Consider the following 17488-nt stretch of genomic DNA (forward strand, 5'->3'; position numbering starts at 1 on the left):
CGCTCAGAAGCGCGCGCGCAGCCCCACGGTGCCCACCACCTGATTGCCCGTCGAAGACGCGCCGCCCGCCGTGTTGATAAACGCGGTGTAGCCCTTGCCGCTCACGTGCTGGTACATGGCTTCGGCGTAGACATCGGTGCGGGTCGAGAGCGCATAGACCGCCTGCAGGTTCACCTGATTCCATTTCGGATCGGAACCGTACGTCGACGTGCCGCCCACGTGCGCGTCCGTATAGGTGTAGGCCGCACCGAGCGTCACCGCCGGCGTGACAGCGTACTTGCCGTTCACTTCGTAGTTATCGAAACGCATCGAGCCGTGCGTCGCGCCGAACGACGCGGTGTTCTGGAACTGGCTGTGCGTATAGACGAAGCCCGCCGTCACCGGGCCGAAGCCGTAGCTCAACGCGGCGCCGGCCGTGCGCTGCACATCGGCGCCGAGCTGGAAGCCGCCCGTGCCGTTGGCGGTGGATTCGCCGAGATCGACCGCGCCGCCCGTGTTGGTGGTCGAGTTCGAGCCGTTGATCTGCAAATAGCCCGCAGCCGCCTTGAACGGGCCATTGGCATAGCTCACGCCCGCGCTGTAGGCACGATTGATCGCAAAATCGGTGTTGTTGGAAAACGCGTACAAGCCGCCGAACTTCAGACCGGCATAGTTGGCGCTCATGTACTTCACGGCGTTGCTCATGCGCACCGAGTGGTTCAGATTGTCGTTGTCGAACGGGTGCGCGAAGCCGGTATCGCCGAAGGTGCCCGCCGTGCCCGAGAGCGGCGCGACGAAGTCGACCAGCGAGTCGTACTGCCGGCCGAGCGTGACCGTGCCGTATTCCTTGTTGCTCAAGCCGACATAGGCCTGACGCCCGAACATGCGGCTGTTCTGGCCGAGCTTGCCGTTCTGCACGTTGAAGCCGTTCTCGAGCACGAAGATCGCCTGCAGGCCGCCGCCCAGATCCTCCGCGCCGCGCAAACCGAAGCGGCTGCCGTTGATATTGCCGCTCGTCGCCTGAACCAGCGCGCCTTGCGAGCCGCCCTTCTTCACGTTGTTGGTGTACATCACGCCGGCATCGATGAGGCCGTACAGCGTGACCGAACTTTGCGCATGCGCCGCGGTGGCAGCGAGGCCTACGAATGCCGCAACTGCGGTGGAAATCTTTTTCACGTCAATGCTCCTGCGTAGCTGGAATGTCATGTTGAACAGCGACGCGAGTATAGAAACGCGAGCAGTGAAAACGAACGCTCGCGCCCTGGAGCAGACCTTTACGAAATCTCGAAGAATCCGTCATCGAAATGCAGCAATCGCGGTGCGTTGCGCCCCGACGGGATGTTTGAAAGGTGAAGCGACGCGTAAGGTGGGCTTGCGCTGAATGAAAGGGTTGCATCGGTACAACAGCCGTGCGCGGCACGGTGAACCATTGCGAGGACGGCGAGGCAGCGGCCCCGCCGCGATCCGGATCGCGAGCCCGGCGCATACGCCGGACTCGTCGTCACTCAGGAATCTGGCGAGCCAGGGCTCAGTTGAAGTCGCCGGACTCGAGCTCCACGGACTGTCCGCCGTTTTTTTCGAGGACCCGCCGGGTAGCGTTTTCAATCCGCGCGCGGTTCGCTTCGAAAGTGTTGACAAGATTGTGGGCCGACGGACCGTCGTTGCCGAAATGGTCGTTCAGCGCGTCCAGCGACACGCTGCACCAGACGTCTGCCCCATCGACGTTGGCTTCGAAGGCGACGCGTGCCGCCGCCACCACTTCGCGGCGTCCGGTGAATTCGATCCTCATAATGCCCCTCCATTTGCTGAAAGAAAGCTTCAAATCCGCAAACGCTGTGCCAAGGCGGCGCGGTTTTGCCTCGCTGTCCGGCCCAAGCGCACATTCCCGCCAGGGTGCATACTCGACACCGGCCGTCCTCTCACGGCCGTGCTGATGCGTCACGCGTGGCCGCCAATAGTCACGCTGCCCGACGTGCCTTACATCCTAATACTAACTTCCGGCCCATGTCCCGCAACCCGCACTCGTCGCGTCCTCTAGTCATTGCCGCCGTCATGGCGTCCATGGCGATGGTCGCCATCGAAGCCACCATCGTTTCCACCGCCATGCCTCAGATCGTCGCGCAACTCGGCGATCTGCATCTGTATAGCTGGGTGTTCTCGTCGTTCCTGCTGACCCAGACCGCGATGACCGTGGTCTTCGGCAAGCTCGCCGATCTGTACGGCCGCAAGCCGGTCATGCTGGCCGGCATCGCGATCTTTCTGCTCGGCTCGGTGCTGGCCGGCTTCGCCTGGTCGATGCCGGCGATGATCGCGTTTCGCCTGATTCAGGGTGTCGGCGCGGGCGCGATCCAGCCGGTCACGCTGACCATCGTCGCCGATCTCTACCCCGCGCGCGAACGCGGCAAGGTGCAAGGCTATCTCGCGAGCGTATGGGCCATTTCGGCGGTGGTGGGTCCGATGGTCGGCGGCTTCATCATTCACAACCTGTCGTGGGCATGGATCTTCTGGATGAACGTGCCGATCGGCCTCGCCTCCGCGGCGGGCTTCATCGCGTTCCTGCGCGAGTCGGAACGGCATGCGCGCCCGTCGATCGACTTCGGTGGCGCGGCGCTGTTCATGGCGGCCATTGCCGCGCTCATGATGGCGCTGACCTACGCCGGCGACGACATGGTCGCGCAAGCCTCGCTGTCAGGCGGCGTGTTCGCGCTGTGCGTGCTGGCGTTCGTCTGGCAGGAGCGCCGCGCGGCCGAGCCGATGATCTCCTTCGCGCTGTGGAGCCGCCGCCCGATTGCCGCCTGCAATGGGGCGACCTTGCTGTCCGGCATGATCCTGATGGGCGCCACCACGTTTCTGCCGATGTACGTGCAGGGCGTGCTGCATCGCTCGCCGGTGATCGCCGGCCTCGCGCTGACGATGATGATGGTCGGCTGGCCGGCCGGCGCCACGTTCGCGGCGAAGTCGTTTCAGCGCCTCGGCTTGCGGCGCATTCTGATCGGCGGCAGCGCGTTCGTTCCGCTCGGCGCGGTGTTGCTGCTGTTTCTGTCGCCCGGCGGCTCGCCGCTCGTCGCCGCGTTCGGCTCGCTCATCATGGGCTTCGGCATGGGCACGTCGAGCGTCAGTTCGCTGGTGCTGATCCAGGAGATCGTCAGAATGGACGAACGCGGCAGCGCCACCGCGTCGAATCTGTTCTCGCGCAATCTCGGCAGCACCTTGGGCGCGACGCTGTTCGGCGCGGTGCTCAACTTCGGATTGAGCCACGCGAAGGGGGTCGCCGTGGTCACGTCGGACCAGTTGAGAGCGTTGCTGCAAAATCAAACCGCCAGTCTCGGCGACAGCGGCACGATCCGCATGGTGCTGCATCAGTCGCTGCACCTGACTTTTCTCTCGATCTTCGTGATCGCCATCTTCGTGGTCGTGCTGCTGGCCTTCGTGCCCCCGATCAGTATCGGGGCCGAGAAGAAGGTGCCGCTCGAGGCGTTCTCGCCGCTGGAGGACTGAAATGGATGGCGGGCGCGGCGGCGTCGGTCAGCCGTTGCGCCGCTTGCGAGCGCGTCACGCCCACACGCATTCTCGTTCGAGCGGGCTTCTTGACGCTGCCGCACGAGGCGGACGGCTGTCAGGCCGCTTCGCCTTCCACCGCCAGCAACTCGATGCCGTCGAGTTGCGCCGCGCACGTATCGCGCACGATCGTGACGAAATCATCGAAGTAAGGCCGGCTCGCGAAGCCTTTCGCGGCCACCGCGTACAACTCGCTCCACAGGCCCTGCGTACCGACCCGTTTGGCCAGCACGTAATCGTGATCCACGTAGTTCTTCACGCCCCAGTTCGGCAGCGCCGCGATGCCGCGGCGGCTCGCCACCAGTTGCATGACGGCGATGGTCAGCTCCGCCGTGCGCCGTTCGAGTTTGATGCCGGCCGGCTCCAGCACCTCCCGGATCAGATCGATGCGTGCCTCGGGCACCGGATAGGTAATCAGCGTCTCGTCGCGCAGATCGTCCGCCACCACGCGGCGCTTGTTGCGCAGCCGGTGCTCGTTGGCCATCACCACCAGAATCTCGAAGCGGAACAGCGGCGCGATATGCAGGCTGCGCCGCGTCGCCGGTTTCGAGCCGATCACCACGTCGGCCTTGCCGTCGCTCAGCAGACGCAGTGGGTCCGCGTGGAACCCGGCGACCAGGTCCACTTCGACTTCCGGCCAGCGGCGGCGGAACTCGTCCATCACCGGCATCAGCCAGTCGAAGCAGGTGTGGCATTCCAGCACGATGCGCAGCTCGCCGCGTGTGTCGCCCTTCAGCCGCACGAGGTCGCGCTCCGCCGCGCTCACCGCCGCAATCGTCTCGCGCCCGAGCGCGAGCAGCCGCTCGCCGGCGGCGGTAAAGCGCAGACCCTGTTTGGTGCGCTCGAAAAGCGAAACCTCGTAGTGCGCCTCGATGTCGCGAATCTGATGCGACAACGCGGACTGGCTCAGATGCACACGCTCGGCGGCGGCCACCAGCTTGCCCGAATCGGCAATGGCGATCAGCGAACGCAGGTGGCGAAGCTCAAGCATGGAATGGCTCCGCGTCGAACGAATCGGTGTGGATATGAATCTGGCTCATACATTGGTGAAAACATGTCGCTTGATGAATCATAGCGCGACTTTCACACTGGGCGCCAATTCATACAATGCACAACAGGACTTCACATGGCCCGCACGCACATTTCCGGCTTTCCTCGCATCGGCGCGCAGCGCGAACTGAAATTCGCGCAGGAATCGTTCTGGCGCGGCGAATCCGACGAACCGCATCTGCGCGGCGTCGCGCGCGAATTGCGCGCCCGTCATTGGCAATTGCAGCAGGACGCCGGGCTGGATTTCGTCACCGTCGGCGATTTTGCCTACTACGACCCGATGCTCAATCTGAGCGCGCTGCTCGGTGCGTTGCCGCAGCGTTTCGGCTTCGACCCGAAGGCGCTGTCGCTCGCCCAGTACTACGAGCTCGCGCGCGGCAACGCCGCGCAGCCGGCAATGGAAATGACCAAATGGTTCGATACGAACTACCACTACCTCGTCCCCGAGCTCGGGCCGCAGACGCGCTTCGACGGCGGCGTCGAGTGGCTGTTCGAGGAGATCGACGAAGCACTCGCGCTGAATCTGCCGGTCAAGCCGGTGCTGATCGGGCCGATCACTTACCTGTGGCTGTCCAAGAGCCCTGTGGCCGGCTTCGACCGCCTGTCGTTGCTGCCGAAGCTCGTGATCCGCTACAGCCGGCTGCTGGACAAGCTCAAGCAGCGCGGCATCGAATGGGTGCAACTCGATGAGCCGGCGCTGTGCGTGGATCTGCCCGCGGCATGGCTCGAAGCGTTTTGCGCCGCGTATGACGTGCTCGGCACGTCGGGCGTAAAGGTGTTGCTCGCGACGTACTTCGAGAGCGCGGCCCAGCACGCGCCGCGGGTGGCCGCGCTGCCCATCGCCGGCGTGCATCTGGACCTCGTGCGCGCCCCGCGGCAGCTCGACGCCTGGCGCGCGGCATTGCCTGCGCAGGCGGTGCTGTCGGCCGGCGTGATCGACGGCCGCAATATCTGGCGCGCGGATCTCGGCGAGATCGTCGAATCGTTGCAAGGCTTGCATGCCGAATTCGGCGAGCGCTTGTGGATCGCGCCGTCGTGCTCGCTGCTGCATGTGCCGGTTTCGCTCGACGCGGAGAACAAACTCGACGCCGAACTGAAATCGTGGCTCGCCTTCGCCACAGAGAAGCTCGCTGAAGTCGCCACGCTCGCCCTCGCCTTGCGCGATCCCGCCGCGGCCGAACCGACGCTCGCCGCCGCCGACCGCGCGCTCGCAGCACGCCGCCATTCCAGCGCGGTGGTCAACGCACTCGTGCAAAAACGCGTGGCCGCCGTCAACGACACGATGGCGCAACGGCACAGCCCGTTCGCCGAACGCAACCGTCTGCAGCGCGAAGCGCTCGGCCTGCCGCTCCTGCCGACCACCACGATCGGTTCGTTCCCGCAAACGGCGGCGATCCGCCAGGCGCGCGCCGCCTACAAACGCGGCGAACTGCGCGCGCTCGACTATCTGCAGCGCATGCGCGCCGAGATCGAGGTCGCCGTGCGCAAACAGGAAGAACTGGGCCTCGACGTGCTGGTGCACGGCGAAGCCGAACGCAACGACATGGTCGAGTATTTCGGCGAGCAGTTGTGGGGCTACGCGTTCACGGAGAACGGCTGGGTGCAGAGCTACGGCTCGCGCTGCGTGAAACCGCCGATCATCTACGGCGACGTCTACCGTCCCGAACCGATCACGGTGGAAACCACGCGCTACGCGCAATCGCTCACGCAGCGGCCGATGAAAGGCATGCTGACCGGCCCGGTGACCATGCTGCAATGGTCGTTCGTGCGCGACGACCAGCCGCGCTCGACCACCGCGCTGCAACTCGCGCTCGCGATCCGCGACGAGGTGGCGGATCTGGAAAAGGCCGGCATTCGCATCATCCAGATCGACGAACCGGCTTTTCGCGAAGGCTTGCCGTTGCGTCGCGCGGATTGGGCCGCGTATCTGGAATGGGCGACGCGCGCGTTCCGCATTTCGGCAGCGGGCGTGGCCGATCAAACGCAGATTCATACGCACATGTGCTATTCGGAATTCAACGACATACTGCCGTCGATCGCCGCGATGGATGCCGACGTGATCACCATCGAGACCTCGCGCTCGGCGATGGAACTGCTCGACGGCTTCGGCGCCTTCGCGTACCCGAACGAAATCGGCCCGGGCGTCTACGATATCCACTCGCCGCGCGTGCCTGGCGCGGACGCGATCCAACGTCTGCTGGAACGCGCCTGCGAAGTGATTCCGGCCGAGCGCCTGTGGGTCAATCCGGACTGCGGGCTGAAGACGCGCGGCTGGCCGGAAACGGAAGCCGCGCTCGCGAATATGGTGCAGGCCGCGAGAGCATTGCGCGCGAAGCTGGCGGCGCAGCAGCCGGAAGCATTGACCGCGTGATGTGACCAGCCGTCGAGCCGGCGTCGAACGCCCATTTGCGCGCCGTGTTGTGTCGCGCGAATAGGCGTTCGCGCGTAGGCGGGTTCACTCTTTCGCGTACAGCGTCGAGTCCGCGAAACCCTCCGCGGCGAGCACGTGACCGACCAGAATCAGCGCGGTCCGTTCGATCGAACTCGATTGCACCTTGCTGACGATGTCGTCGAGCGTGCCGGTGAGCTTCTCCTCGTCCGGCCAGCTCGCGCGATAAATCACCGCGATTGGACATGCGCCGCCGTAATGCGGCCGCAATTCATCGACGATGCGCGCAAGATGCCGCACGCCGAGGTGAATCGCCATGGTCGCGCGGTGCCGGGCGAGATCGGCGAGCTGTTCGCCTTCGGGCATGCGGGTCTTGCTCGCGAAACGCGTGAGGATCAGCGTCTGCGACACCTCGGGCAGCGTGAGTTCGCAACCCAGCGCCGCCGCGCACGCGGCCGTGGCGGTGACGCCCGGCACGATCTCGTAGGGAATGTTCAGCTCGCGCAGTCTGCGAATCTGTTCGCCGATCGCGCCGTACAAGGACGGATCGCCGGAATGCACGCGCGCCACGTCCTGGCCTTTGGCGTGTGCGGCCGCGAGCAGCGCGACGATCTGGTCGAGGTCGAGTTCGGCGGTGTTGACGACCTGCGCGGCCGCGTGACCTTCGAGCACCGCGGCCGGCACGAGCGAACCCGCGTACAGGATCACCGGGCAACTGCGCACGAGGCGCTGCCCTTTCACCGTGATCAGTTCCGGGTCGCCAGGACCCGCGCCGATAAAAAACACTGTCATTCACTACTCCATGATTCGTTGGGTCGGCGTGACACGCACAGGCGATTCGGGCGCAATTCAAGCCGCCGCTTGCAGCGCTTCGAGCAGGTCGGCAACGTGGTCGAATTCCCGATCCGCCGGCGGCAACTCGGGCCGGCGCAACATCACGACCGGCAGACCGCGTTCTCGCGCGACTTCGAGTTTCGCTTCGGTCGCATTGCCGCCGCTGTTTTTGCTGACCACCACATCGAAGGCTTGCAGCGCGAACAACGCGCGCTCGCCTTCGAGCGTGAATGGGCCGCGCGCCGCGAGTATGCGCGCACGCGGCGTGTCCTCGTGCGAATCGAGACAACGCACCGTCCAGAACTGATGCGAGGGGATGTCGTCGAGATGCGCGAGCGGCTCGCGACCGAGCGTGAAGAGCGGCTTTCTGAACGGCGCCAGCGCATCCGTGAGCTCGTTCCAGTCGCCGGCCATACGCCAGTCGTCGCCGGCTTGCGGCTGCCAGGCCGGGCGACGCAGCGCCCAATACGGCACGCCCGTGGCGCGGCTCGCCTGCGCCGCATTCGCGCTGATTTGCGCGGCATAGGGATGGGTCGCATCGATCACGAGGCCAATGCCCTCGCTATTTAGGTAACGCGCCATGCCCTCACTACCGCCGAAGCCGCCCACGCGCACCGCGCACGGGAGATCGTCCGGCACCTTGCCGAGGCCGGCAAGACTGTACACGTGGGCGGGGTCGCCGAGTTGCCGCGCGATCCGCAGCGCGTCGCCGGTGCCGCCGAGCAGCAGAATCCGCCTCATTGCGCGGCTCCGATCAGGTTGCCCTGACGGTCGATCGCGAACATTTCCACGGTGACCTGCGGCGGCACGATGGCGCGCGCCAGCGTCAGCGCATGCCGGCAGACGATATCGCCGAGCGGCACCTGCTGCGCGCGCGCCAACGCCACCGCCTGCTGGCTCGTATTGGCCGCGCGGATCGCCGCCTGAAGCGCGGCGTCGGCGCCATATTCGGCCGCCCATTGCGCGAGCCGTTCGAGGTCGATGCTCGAATTGCGGCTATGCAGATCGAGATGCCCCGCCGCCAGCTTGCTGAGTTTGCCGAAGCCGCCGCACACGCTGAGGCGCTCGACCGGCGCGCGCTTCATATGCTTGAGCACCGCGCCGACGAAGTCGCCCATTTCGATCAGCGCGATATCCGGCAGACCGTAATGCGCGCGCATCGCCTCCTCGCTGGCGTTGCCGGTGCAGGCGGCCAGATGCGTGTAGCCGTTGGCGCGCGCGACGTCGATGCCCTGATGGATCGACGCGATATACGCCGAGCACGAGAAAGGCCGCACGATGCCGGTGGTGCCGAGAATCGACAGGCCGCCGAGAATGCCCAGGCGCGGGTTCATGGTTTTCAGCGCGAGCGCTTCGCCGCCTTCCACGCCGATCGTCACCTCGAAGCCGCCGCCATATCCGTGCTCCGCCGCCAGTTCGGCAAGGTGCTCGGTCATCATTCTGCGCGGCACCGGGTTGATCGCCGGTTCGCCGACCGGCAGCGTCAGTCCCGCGCGCGTCACCGTGCCGACGCCGGGCCCCGCGCGAAACTTCACGCCCGGTTCGGCGACGAGGCGCACGCGCGCGAATACGACCGCGCCGTGCGTGACGTCGGGATCGTCGCCGGCGTCCTTGACGGTGCCGGCTTCGGCACCGCCGTCGCCGTTGCCGATCAGACGGCAGAACACCAGCGGCATCGGCACATGCTGGCCCCTGGGCAGCACGATCTCCGCCACGTTGCTAACCACGCCCGCCAGCAACAGACGCGCCGCCGCCAGCGACGTCGCGGTGGCGCAACTGCCGGTCGTGTAGCCGCTACGCAGCGGCGCGGGTTGTTCGGGCGTTTCGTCGCGCATCAGGGTTCTTGCGGTGAGTCGGTGTTCAAAGCGTTGGTGGCGTTGGTGGCGTTCGCGCCGTTCGCGCCGTTCGCACCGTTCGTGCCGTTCGTGCCGTTCGTGCCGTTCGTGCAGTTCGTGCAGTTCACGCCGTTCGTAGCGTTCGTTACATCGGCCGGGTCAATGGTGTTCCTGGCGCCCTCGCCGCTCGGCTTCGTCACGTCCAACAGCGTGATCGGCAACGCCTGCCGCCATGTATCGAAAGCGCCGAGCGGCTGGGCGTCGGCCAGCGCGATCCGCGTCAGCGTGCCGCCGTGCCGCTCGCGCCAGGCGACCAGCGCCGCTTCGCCCTGCAACGTAACCGCGTTGGCGACCAGCCGGCCACCCTCGCGCAGAGCGGCCCAACATGCCTCCAGCACGCCCGGCACGGTCGCGCCCCCGCCGATGAACACCGCATCCGGCAGCGGCAGCCCCTGCAGCGCGGCAGGCGCGCGGCCTGCGACGAGTTGCAGACTCGGCACGCCCAGCGCGTCGCGATTGTGTTCGATGAAGCGCTGACGCTCGGCGTGTCCTTCAATCGCGATCGCGCGGCAGGTCGGATGCGAGCGCATCCATTCGATGCCGATCGAGCCGCTACCCGCGCCCACGTCCCACAGCAGTTCGCCGGGCGCCGGCGCGAGGCGCGCGAGCGTGATGGCGCGCACATCGCGCTTGGTCAACTGGCCGTCGTGGCGAAAAGCGTCATCGGGCAAGCCGCAGGTCAGCGGCAAACGCGGCGCGCCCTCGGTGGCGCGGCAGTCGAGCGCGATCAGATTCAGCGCGGCCACTTCGCCCGCCGGCCACTGATCCGCGCGGCCGTCGATGCGCCGTTCCAGCTCGCCGCCCAAGTGTTCCAGCACGCTCATGCGGGTCGCCCCGAAACCGCGGGCGTTGAGCAACTCCGCGAGCGCCGCGGGCGTGCGTCCGTCCGCGCTCAGCACGAACACGCGCGCGCCGTCGTGCAGATGCGCGTTCAACGTCGCCAACGGCCGCCCCACCAGCGACACCGTCGCGACGTCCTGCAACGGCCAGCCGAGGCGCGCGGCCGCCAGCGACAACGACGACGGCGCGGGCAGCACCCGCAACTCCCCCGCCGGCAACTGCCGCGCGAGCGTCGCGCCTACGCCGAACAGCATCGGGTCGCCGCTCGCCAGCACGCACACCGCGCCGCCGCGTTCGGCCAGCAAAGGCGAGAGATCGAACGGACGCGGCCACGCGGCGCGGCGCGCGGCGAGGCGCGCGGGCAGCATCGCCAGATGGCGTTCACCGCCGTAGACCACCGACGCTTGCAGCAAAGCGCGCCGCGCGGGCCTTCCCAAACCGGCGAAGCCGTCGTCGCCGATGCCCACCACCGTCAGCCACGCGGGCATGCATCCATCCTCATTCTGTGTCTTCAAATAGTCCGCTGTGCCGCGCCGATCAAAGCGCCCAGCCTCGTTGTGCGGTTCGAAAAAAGGCATAATACAGCCGCCGGTGCCCTTCGGGGCCGAAGAGGGAACACAGTGCCACTGTGGCTGCCCCCGCAACTGTATGCAGCGAGTCCGCCTGCGCTCCACGCCACTGGTTCGACCGGGAAGGCTGCGGCGGACCATGACCTGCCAGCCAGGAGACCTGCCGGCAAGACTGTTCGTGCCAGCCAACATCGGGCGGGGTGTACCGATGCCGCAGCCATGCCCGCCTGACGGCATGCTCGGGCCGTCGCGCGACGCTAAACCGGTGTCCGTCTTGAATCAAGCTTCGCCTTCCACCGTTGTGTCCGACGCAGCCGCCACGCCGCGGCCCTCGGCGTGCCCGGGGCTGCTGCGCATCGTCGCCGCGCGCGACGGCGGGATTTGCCGCATCAAACTGCCCGGCGGCGAGTTGAGCGCGGCGCAGGCGCGGGCGATCGCCGATGTCAGTGCACGCCATGCGGCCGGCGTGATCGAGCTGACCAATCGTGCCAATGTGCAGGTGCGCGGCGTGAAGCGTGGTGAGGAAGCGGCGTTGATCGCGGCGCTGGTCGCCGCCGGTCTCGGGCCGATGCCGTCGGCGGGCGCAGCGAAGGCGGTGGCAATCGGTCCGGCGGACGTTGCGGACACGATGGCGGTGAGCGCAGTGGACCGGGCGGCAGCGAACGCAGTGGAGACGGTTTCGTCGAAGCTGCCGGACGCATTGGACGCGTCAGCCGCAATGGCGATCGCCGCCGACGACGTGCGCAACGTCATGATCAGCCCCGCTGCCGGACGCGATCCCTGCTCCCTGTTCGACACCCGCCCGCTGTGCGCCGAATTGCTCGCGACGCTGCAAAGCGAACCGCGTTTCGCGGCGCTGTCGCCGAAATTCGCGCTGTTGCTGGACGGCGGCGAACGGCTCGCGCGAGTGGATCATCCGCATGACGTTTGGCTGGCGGCGTCGCAGGAAGCCGACGGCGTGCGCTTCGTATTCGGCCTGGCGGGTTGTCCGCCTGCGAGTGCGTGGGCCGGCTCGCCGGCGCAAAATGAGTGCATCACGACGGACGAGTCCCACGCCAACGGCGCGGTCCCGCTAGCCGCGATACTCCCCTCGCAAGCTCCGGCTCTGGTACGCGCGCTGCTGCTCACATTCCTCGACCTCGCCGCCGCCGACGCCACGCGCATGCGTCACCTGCTAGCCGTGCATTCCGCCGACGCGCTCCTGCATCACGCTCAACGCTACCTCGACTTCCCGCTGACGCGAAACGCAGCGCTGGCCGGCTGGCATCGCCGCACGCCGGCCGATGCCGGCCTTCGGCTGGGCGCTCACGCGCAACGCGTGCCCGGAACCTGGCACGCAGGCGGCCAGCCGCCGCTGGGACGCCTCGACGCCAACACCCTCGATGCCCTCGCCGCGCTTTCGCAGCAGCACGGCAACGGCACGCTGCGCGTCACACCCTGGCAAAGCGTGCTGCTGCCCGACATCGCAACGCATGCCGTTCCAGCCGTGCTATCCGGTTTGGCGGCGCTCGGTCTCGCCTGCGATCCCGCGCAAGCCATCACGCGTCTGATCGCCTGCGCCGGTTCCAGCGGCTGCGCGAAAAGCCTCGCCGACACCAAGGCCGACGCGCTGCGCCTCGCCGCCCGCCTGGCTGCCGGCGTCGACGCGCACCTGAGCGGCTGCCCACGTTCGTGCGCCGCCGCGCATTGCGCGCCGTACACGCTGCTGGCGGCCGCGCCCGGCCTCTACGACCTTTATCGACGCGACGGCCGGCCCGGTTTCGGCCTGTGCGTCGCGCGCCAACTGACGATCGACCAGGCCGCCGACATGCTCGAACGCCTGGCCCGGAGTAACCCCGATGCTTGATTACATTCGCGACGGTCAGGAGATCTATCGCCAATCCTTTGCGACGATCCGCGCGGAGGCCGACTTGTCGCGCATTCCCGCCGACCTGGAAAAACTCGCGGTGCGCGTGATCCACGCGTGCGGCATGGTCGATGTGATCGACGACCTGCGCTTTTCCGAAGGCGCGGGCGCCTCGGGCCGCACGGCGCTTGCGCGAGGCGCGCCGATCCTCTGCGATGCCGGCATGGTCGCGCAGGGCATTACGCGTGCGCGGCTGCCGGCGAACAATGCGGTCGTCTGCACCCTCACGCATCCCGACGTGCCCGCGCTCGCGCGCGAACTCGGCAATACGCGCTCCGCGGCCGCGCTGGAATTGTGGCGGCCGCAGCTGGCGGGCAGCGTCGTCGTGATCGGCAATGCGCCGACCGCGCTGTTTCATCTGCTCGATATGCTCGACGCCGGCGCGCCAAGACCCGCGCTGATACTCGGCTTTCCGGTGGGCTTTGTCGGCGCCGCCGAATCGAAGGCCATGCTCGCGGAAGACAGCCGCGGCGTGCCTTACGTGGTGGTGCATGGTCGGCGTGGCGGCAGCGCCATGGCGGCGGCCGCCGTCAATGCGCTGGCAACGGAGGTCGAATAATGACGGTGCAAGGACGTCTGTTCGGACTTGGTGTCGGGCCCGGCGACCCCGAACTCATCACGCTCAAGGCGCTGCGTTTGCTGAAGGCAGCGCCGGTGGTCGCGTACTTCGTCGCCAAGGGCAAGAAAGGCAACGCGTTCAGCATCATCGAGGCGCATTTGCACGACGCGCAGCAGCATCTGCCGCTCGTGTATCCCGTCACGACCGAAGCGCTCGAACCGCCGCTTTCATACGAAGCGATCATCGCCGATTTCTACGACACCGCCGCGGAAATCGTCGCCGCTCACCTCGACGCGGGCCGCGACGTCGCCGTGATCTGCGAAGGCGATCCGTTCTTCTATGGCTCGTACATGTATCTGCACGACCGGCTTGCGCCGCGCTACGCGAGCGAAGTCGTGCCCGGCGTGTGCTCGATGCTCGGCGGCGCGGCGGTGCTCGGCTCGCCGCTCGTGTATCGCAATCAGAGCCTGTCGGTGCTCTCGGGCGTGCTGCCCGAAGACGAGTTACGCCGGCGTCTAGCCGATGCCGATGCCGCGGTCGTGATGAAACTGGGCCGCAACTTCGACAAGGTGCGGCGCGTGCTGGGTGAACTCGGCCTCGCGGACCGCGCGCTCTATGTCGAACGCGCGACCATGGGCAATCAACGCATCGTGCCGCTCGCCGACGTGGATCCGATGGCGTCGCCGTATTTTTCGCTGCTCGTGCTGCCGGGGGAAAAATGGCAAGGATGAACGCGCCCGCGATCGTGATTCTCGGCGCGGGCGCATTGGCGACCGCACGCCGCATTCAGGCGCTGTATGCGGATAGCCAGGTGCATGCGTTGCAGGGGCGCGTCGAGGCGGACGTGCCGTACAGCGAACTCGGCGCGCATCTGCTCGCGTTGTATGCGCGCGGCACGCCGATCGTCGCGTTGTGCGCGGCGGGGATCGTGATTCGCTGTGTCGCGCCGGCGTTGTCGAACAAGGGAGTCGAGCCGCCGGTGCTCGCCGTCGCCGAAGACGGCAGCGCAGTGGTGCCGCTGCTCGGCGGTCTCGCCGGCGTCAACGTGATGGCGCGCGAGATTGCCGCGATGCTGGCCGTGCCGCCCGCCATCACGACGAGTGGCGAATTGCGTTTCGGCACCTGCGTGCTCAATCCGCCCGACGGTTACACGCTCGCCGATATCGGGCAGGGCAAACGCTTCGTGTCGGATCTGCTGGCGGGTGAGAGCACGCGCATCGAAGGCGAAGCGCCGTGGCTCGACGACGCGCAACTGCCCCGCTCCGCTTCGGCGCGCCTCGCGATTCGCGTGACGCCGCGTGCGTGGGACGGGCGTGCGGATGAGCTGGTGATTCATCCTCGCAGTGTGGTTGTAGCGGTGATGGGTGGTGGTGCGGGTGTTAGTGTCGGGGCGGGTGCGGGTGCGGGTGCGGGTGCGGGTGCGGGTGCGGGTGCGGGTACTGCCGCCGAGATTGTCACCCGCGTGCGTGAGGCACTGGACGCTCACGGTCTCGCGCCACTATCGCTCGCGGCTTTGCTCACCTCGTCAGACCGCGTGGCCGACCCGGCGCTCGCCGAGGCCGCGGCGAACTTGAACGTGCCGCTACGCTTCGCGCTGACACGCCCCGAAGATGGCGCCCCCCCCGCCAACCTGCTGCATGCCGCATTGCGCATTCCCTACGAGACGCTGCACAACGATTCGACGACAGGCGTCGCGCTGGCGTTGGCGCCGCTCGCGATCGATCCGGACACGATCGGCCGTGCGCGCGGCCGTCTGACGGTGATCGGCCTCGGTCCGGGCCGCGCCGATCTGATGGTGCCCGCCGCGCGCACGGCGCTCAACGACGCCACCGACATCCTCGGCTACGACACTTACGTGAAAATGGCAGGCCCGTTGCGGGCCGATCAGCGCGTGCACGGTACGGACAATCGCGAGGAACTGCAGCGCGCGCGGCACGCATTCGAACTCGCCAGTGAAGGACGTTCCGTCGTGATGGTGTCATCGGGCGATCCGGGTGTGTTCGCGATGGCGGCGGCGGTCCTCGAAGCGCTCGAGTCGTCGCACAACCCGCAGTGGGCCGCGGTGGAACTGGCGATCGTGCCCGGCGTATCGGCGGCGATGGCAACAGCGGCGCAAGCGGGTGCGCCGCTGGGTCACGACTTCTGCATGCTGTCGCTATCCGACAACCTGAAGCCCTGGACGATCATCGAAAAGCGCCTCAGACATGCCGCCGAAGCGGATCTGGTGATGGCGTTCTACAACCCGATTTCGCGCGCACGGCCGTGGCAACTGGATAAAGCGTTGGACATCGTGCGGGAATATCGCGCGGCGCAGACTCTGGTGGTGCTGGGGCGCGACATCGGCCGGCCCGGCAGCACGCTGCGGACGATCACGCTAGGCGAGCTGCGTTCGTCCGATGTGGATATGCGCACGATGGTAATCGTGGGGTCGTCCACGACGCGACGGTTCGGCAACGGGGACGAAGGCGGCGAGTGGGTTTATACGCCGCGCTGGTATGAGTGAGTGTGGGCTACGAGGCTTTTCTGCGCATGAACCGACGTATCGCCAGACAGCAAAAATGACCGGTACGCCGATGCACAGCGTAGCGATCGCCCAATAAAGGTCCATGACGTACACAATCAAGTTCTCGTCGAGATCTGACCGGGCGCCTCGGCCTGTCACTGATAGGTAGTATCTGATTATTGCCTTGACGGGAGCCGGTATGTGAAGTGGATAGGTCGTAAAGGGGCTCGACACGGACCAACCAGGAAAGCTGATAACAACGAGCCCGAGCAGCGACGCAGCAAGCGTTACCGGCAAAGGCAGTTTGGGACTCGCTTCAGCGCTCTTCCTCGCAATGAGGTAGCGAGATAGCCATCGTTTGAACCCAACCAGTACTATCGCGCTCAGCAGTGTGGCAATCGCCCAGTAGAGCAGCAACGCGAGCATTTTTCCATATCGTCGGCATTTGCCAGATCATCATTGCCGGTGATTGAGAGTGCAAAGCGAATGGAAGTGTCGACGGAAACCGGCATTGCCATAGGCAATAGCGTGAAGAGACACGTTATATGCCAACCGCCAACTACAGAGCCTAAAAGATACGCAACGACGCAAAATGTTCTCAGTGCGTATTTTCTCATTTCACTTCGGCCGTTCCGTAGGCCTTCATTGTCGTTCGAGGGACCGGCAGCGTGCGCCCGCGCGAACGAATGTACTTTTGCAACCGGTCGAAATCGTTCGGATCCTGGACGTAATACAGCCTTCGCTCAATCGGAGCGTACCCATGGGGTGCAACCTGAAATTGCCTCGTTTAATACCGTCAATGTTAGTCGTGTCTCCAGAGACGGGATTCCACAACGTGAACCAGCTCCGCCTGTCGGTGGAGCCGCCATGCCGATTGAATAAGTCACGCGTTGGCCCGATGAAGCCGCCTGATTGCCGATCGACCAGATAATAGACACCCTTGGGTAAAGGGCCGATATTCGGCACGGCCACATCATCAGGATTCGCCTCGTCGATATGTTTGCCGGTGAAGCAGTATCTGGTCAGATTCGGACTGGCACGATCCAGCTGATGCGTGAATTCCAGATCCGAAACCGTAGCCTTGCCCGCGCCACCGCCGGAGCCCGACATCATGGTCGAATCCTGCGAAACCCTCTAGCGCCAACCGATCACATCGATTTCATTCAGATGCGAAGCGTCCTGCGACTCACCGCCGATGCCGTTGATCTTGATGAAAGTATCCTGCGCCATCCGCCATCCCCGTGGTCTGTCCGACTATTCAGACGGTCGTCACGCGGGACATGCACGAGCATTCGACCCAAACAGCGCTAACTCATAGGGGCAGACGGCTCCGACCGCGACTCAGACTGGAATCGCCAGTTTCGGGGGAAATGTCGATCTGCCGAGATACGAACTTTCTGCAAGTT

The 17488-nt window shown here is 66.1% G+C and carries 13 protein-coding genes, 1 pseudogene and 1 riboswitch; of the genes and pseudogenes, 6 read left to right on the forward strand and 8 right to left on the reverse strand.

Annotation, left to right across the window (positions count from 1 at the left end; genetic code table 11):
- Window positions 1-3 precede the first annotated feature (3 nt).
- Both CJU94_RS22920 and CJU94_RS22925 read right to left on the reverse strand, forming a co-directional pair.
- Window positions 4-1155 carry a porin gene (locus CJU94_RS22920; RefSeq protein WP_095420974.1) on the reverse strand — a complete coding sequence of 384 codons (1152 nt, stop codon included), beginning with the start codon at window positions 1153-1155 and terminating at the stop codon, window positions 4-6.
- Between the two features lie 352 nt (window positions 1156-1507).
- Complete coding sequence (locus CJU94_RS22925) at window positions 1508-1768, reverse strand: DUF1488 family protein (RefSeq protein ID WP_011492023.1); 261 nt, start codon at window positions 1766-1768, stop codon at window positions 1508-1510.
- A 215-nt stretch (window positions 1769-1983) separates the two neighbouring features.
- On the opposite strand from CJU94_RS22925, the gene CJU94_RS22930 reads away from it, so the two are divergent.
- Entirely contained in the window at window positions 1984-3477 is a 1494-nt protein-coding gene (locus CJU94_RS22930) for an MDR family MFS transporter (RefSeq protein WP_095420975.1), read from the forward strand.
- A gap of 118 nt (window positions 3478-3595) precedes the next feature.
- Here CJU94_RS22930 and CJU94_RS22935 read toward each other — a convergent pair whose 3' ends face one another.
- Window positions 3596-4528: a LysR family transcriptional regulator gene (locus tag CJU94_RS22935; protein WP_095420976.1), complete on the reverse strand. Its 933-nt coding sequence runs from the start codon at window positions 4526-4528 to the stop codon at window positions 3596-3598.
- A gap of 135 nt (window positions 4529-4663) precedes the next feature.
- Here CJU94_RS22935 and metE point away from each other — a divergent pair, with 135 nt between their 5' ends.
- On the forward strand, window positions 4664-6958 hold the full coding sequence (metE, locus tag CJU94_RS22940) for a 5-methyltetrahydropteroyltriglutamate--homocysteine S-methyltransferase (protein ID WP_095420977.1): 2295 nt from the start codon (window positions 4664-4666) through the stop codon (window positions 6956-6958).
- Between the two features lie 84 nt (window positions 6959-7042).
- Here the strand turns inward: metE and cobM are convergent, their stop codons facing one another.
- Genes cobM through cbiE form a run of 4 tightly spaced genes read right to left on the reverse strand, consistent with a single transcriptional unit; the run spans window position 7043 to window position 11033 of the window.
- Window positions 7043-7768, reverse strand: a complete 726-nt coding sequence (cobM, locus tag CJU94_RS22945) for a precorrin-4 C(11)-methyltransferase (RefSeq protein WP_095420978.1) — start codon at window positions 7766-7768, stop codon at window positions 7043-7045.
- Between the two features lie 57 nt (window positions 7769-7825).
- Window positions 7826-8551 (reverse strand): cobalt-precorrin-6A reductase, encoded by a 726-nt coding sequence (locus CJU94_RS22950; RefSeq protein WP_095420979.1) that lies wholly within the window; start codon window positions 8549-8551, stop codon window positions 7826-7828.
- Window positions 8548-9645, reverse strand: coding sequence for a cobalt-precorrin-5B (C(1))-methyltransferase (locus tag CJU94_RS22955; RefSeq protein ID WP_095420980.1), 1098 nt, complete (start codon window positions 9643-9645; stop codon window positions 8548-8550). Before CJU94_RS22955 ends, CJU94_RS22950 begins: the two co-directional genes overlap by 4 nt.
- Window positions 9645-11033 carry a precorrin-6y C5,15-methyltransferase (decarboxylating) subunit CbiE gene (gene cbiE, locus CJU94_RS22960; protein WP_095422753.1) on the reverse strand — a complete coding sequence of 463 codons (1389 nt, stop codon included), beginning with the start codon at window positions 11031-11033 and terminating at the stop codon, window positions 9645-9647. Before cbiE ends, CJU94_RS22955 begins: the two co-directional genes overlap by 1 nt.
- An 84-nt stretch (window positions 11034-11117) precedes the next feature.
- Window positions 11118-11296, forward strand: a riboswitch (cobalamin riboswitch).
- 53 nt (window positions 11297-11349) lie between these two features.
- Between cbiE and cobG the strand changes: the two genes are divergently transcribed.
- Genes cobG through cobJ form a run of 4 tightly spaced genes read left to right on the forward strand, consistent with a single transcriptional unit; the run spans window position 11350 to window position 16082 of the window.
- Window positions 11350-12960 (forward strand): precorrin-3B synthase, encoded by a 1611-nt coding sequence (gene cobG / locus CJU94_RS22965; protein ID WP_425272230.1) that lies wholly within the window; start codon window positions 11350-11352, stop codon window positions 12958-12960.
- Window positions 12953-13579: a precorrin-8X methylmutase gene (locus CJU94_RS22970; protein WP_095420982.1), complete on the forward strand. Its 627-nt coding sequence runs from the start codon at window positions 12953-12955 to the stop codon at window positions 13577-13579. The genes cobG and CJU94_RS22970 overlap by 8 nt, the downstream gene beginning before the upstream one ends.
- Window positions 13579-14310, forward strand: a complete 732-nt coding sequence (locus CJU94_RS22975) for a precorrin-2 C(20)-methyltransferase (protein ID WP_095420983.1) — start codon at window positions 13579-13581, stop codon at window positions 14308-14310. Before CJU94_RS22970 ends, CJU94_RS22975 begins: the two co-directional genes overlap by 1 nt.
- Window positions 14307-16082, forward strand: coding sequence for a precorrin-3B C(17)-methyltransferase (gene cobJ / locus CJU94_RS22980; protein ID WP_095420984.1), 1776 nt, complete (start codon window positions 14307-14309; stop codon window positions 16080-16082). Before CJU94_RS22975 ends, cobJ begins: the two co-directional genes overlap by 4 nt.
- Window positions 16083-16724: 642 nt before the next feature.
- On the opposite strand, the pseudogene CJU94_RS42535 reads toward cobJ, so the two are convergent.
- Window positions 16725-17312, reverse strand: a pseudogene (locus tag CJU94_RS42535) (type VI secretion system tube protein Hcp).
- Window positions 17313-17488: the final 176 nt, after the last annotated feature.

Source organism: Paraburkholderia aromaticivorans, assembly GCF_002278075.1.
Lineage (GTDB): Bacteria > Pseudomonadota > Gammaproteobacteria > Burkholderiales > Burkholderiaceae > Paraburkholderia > Paraburkholderia aromaticivorans.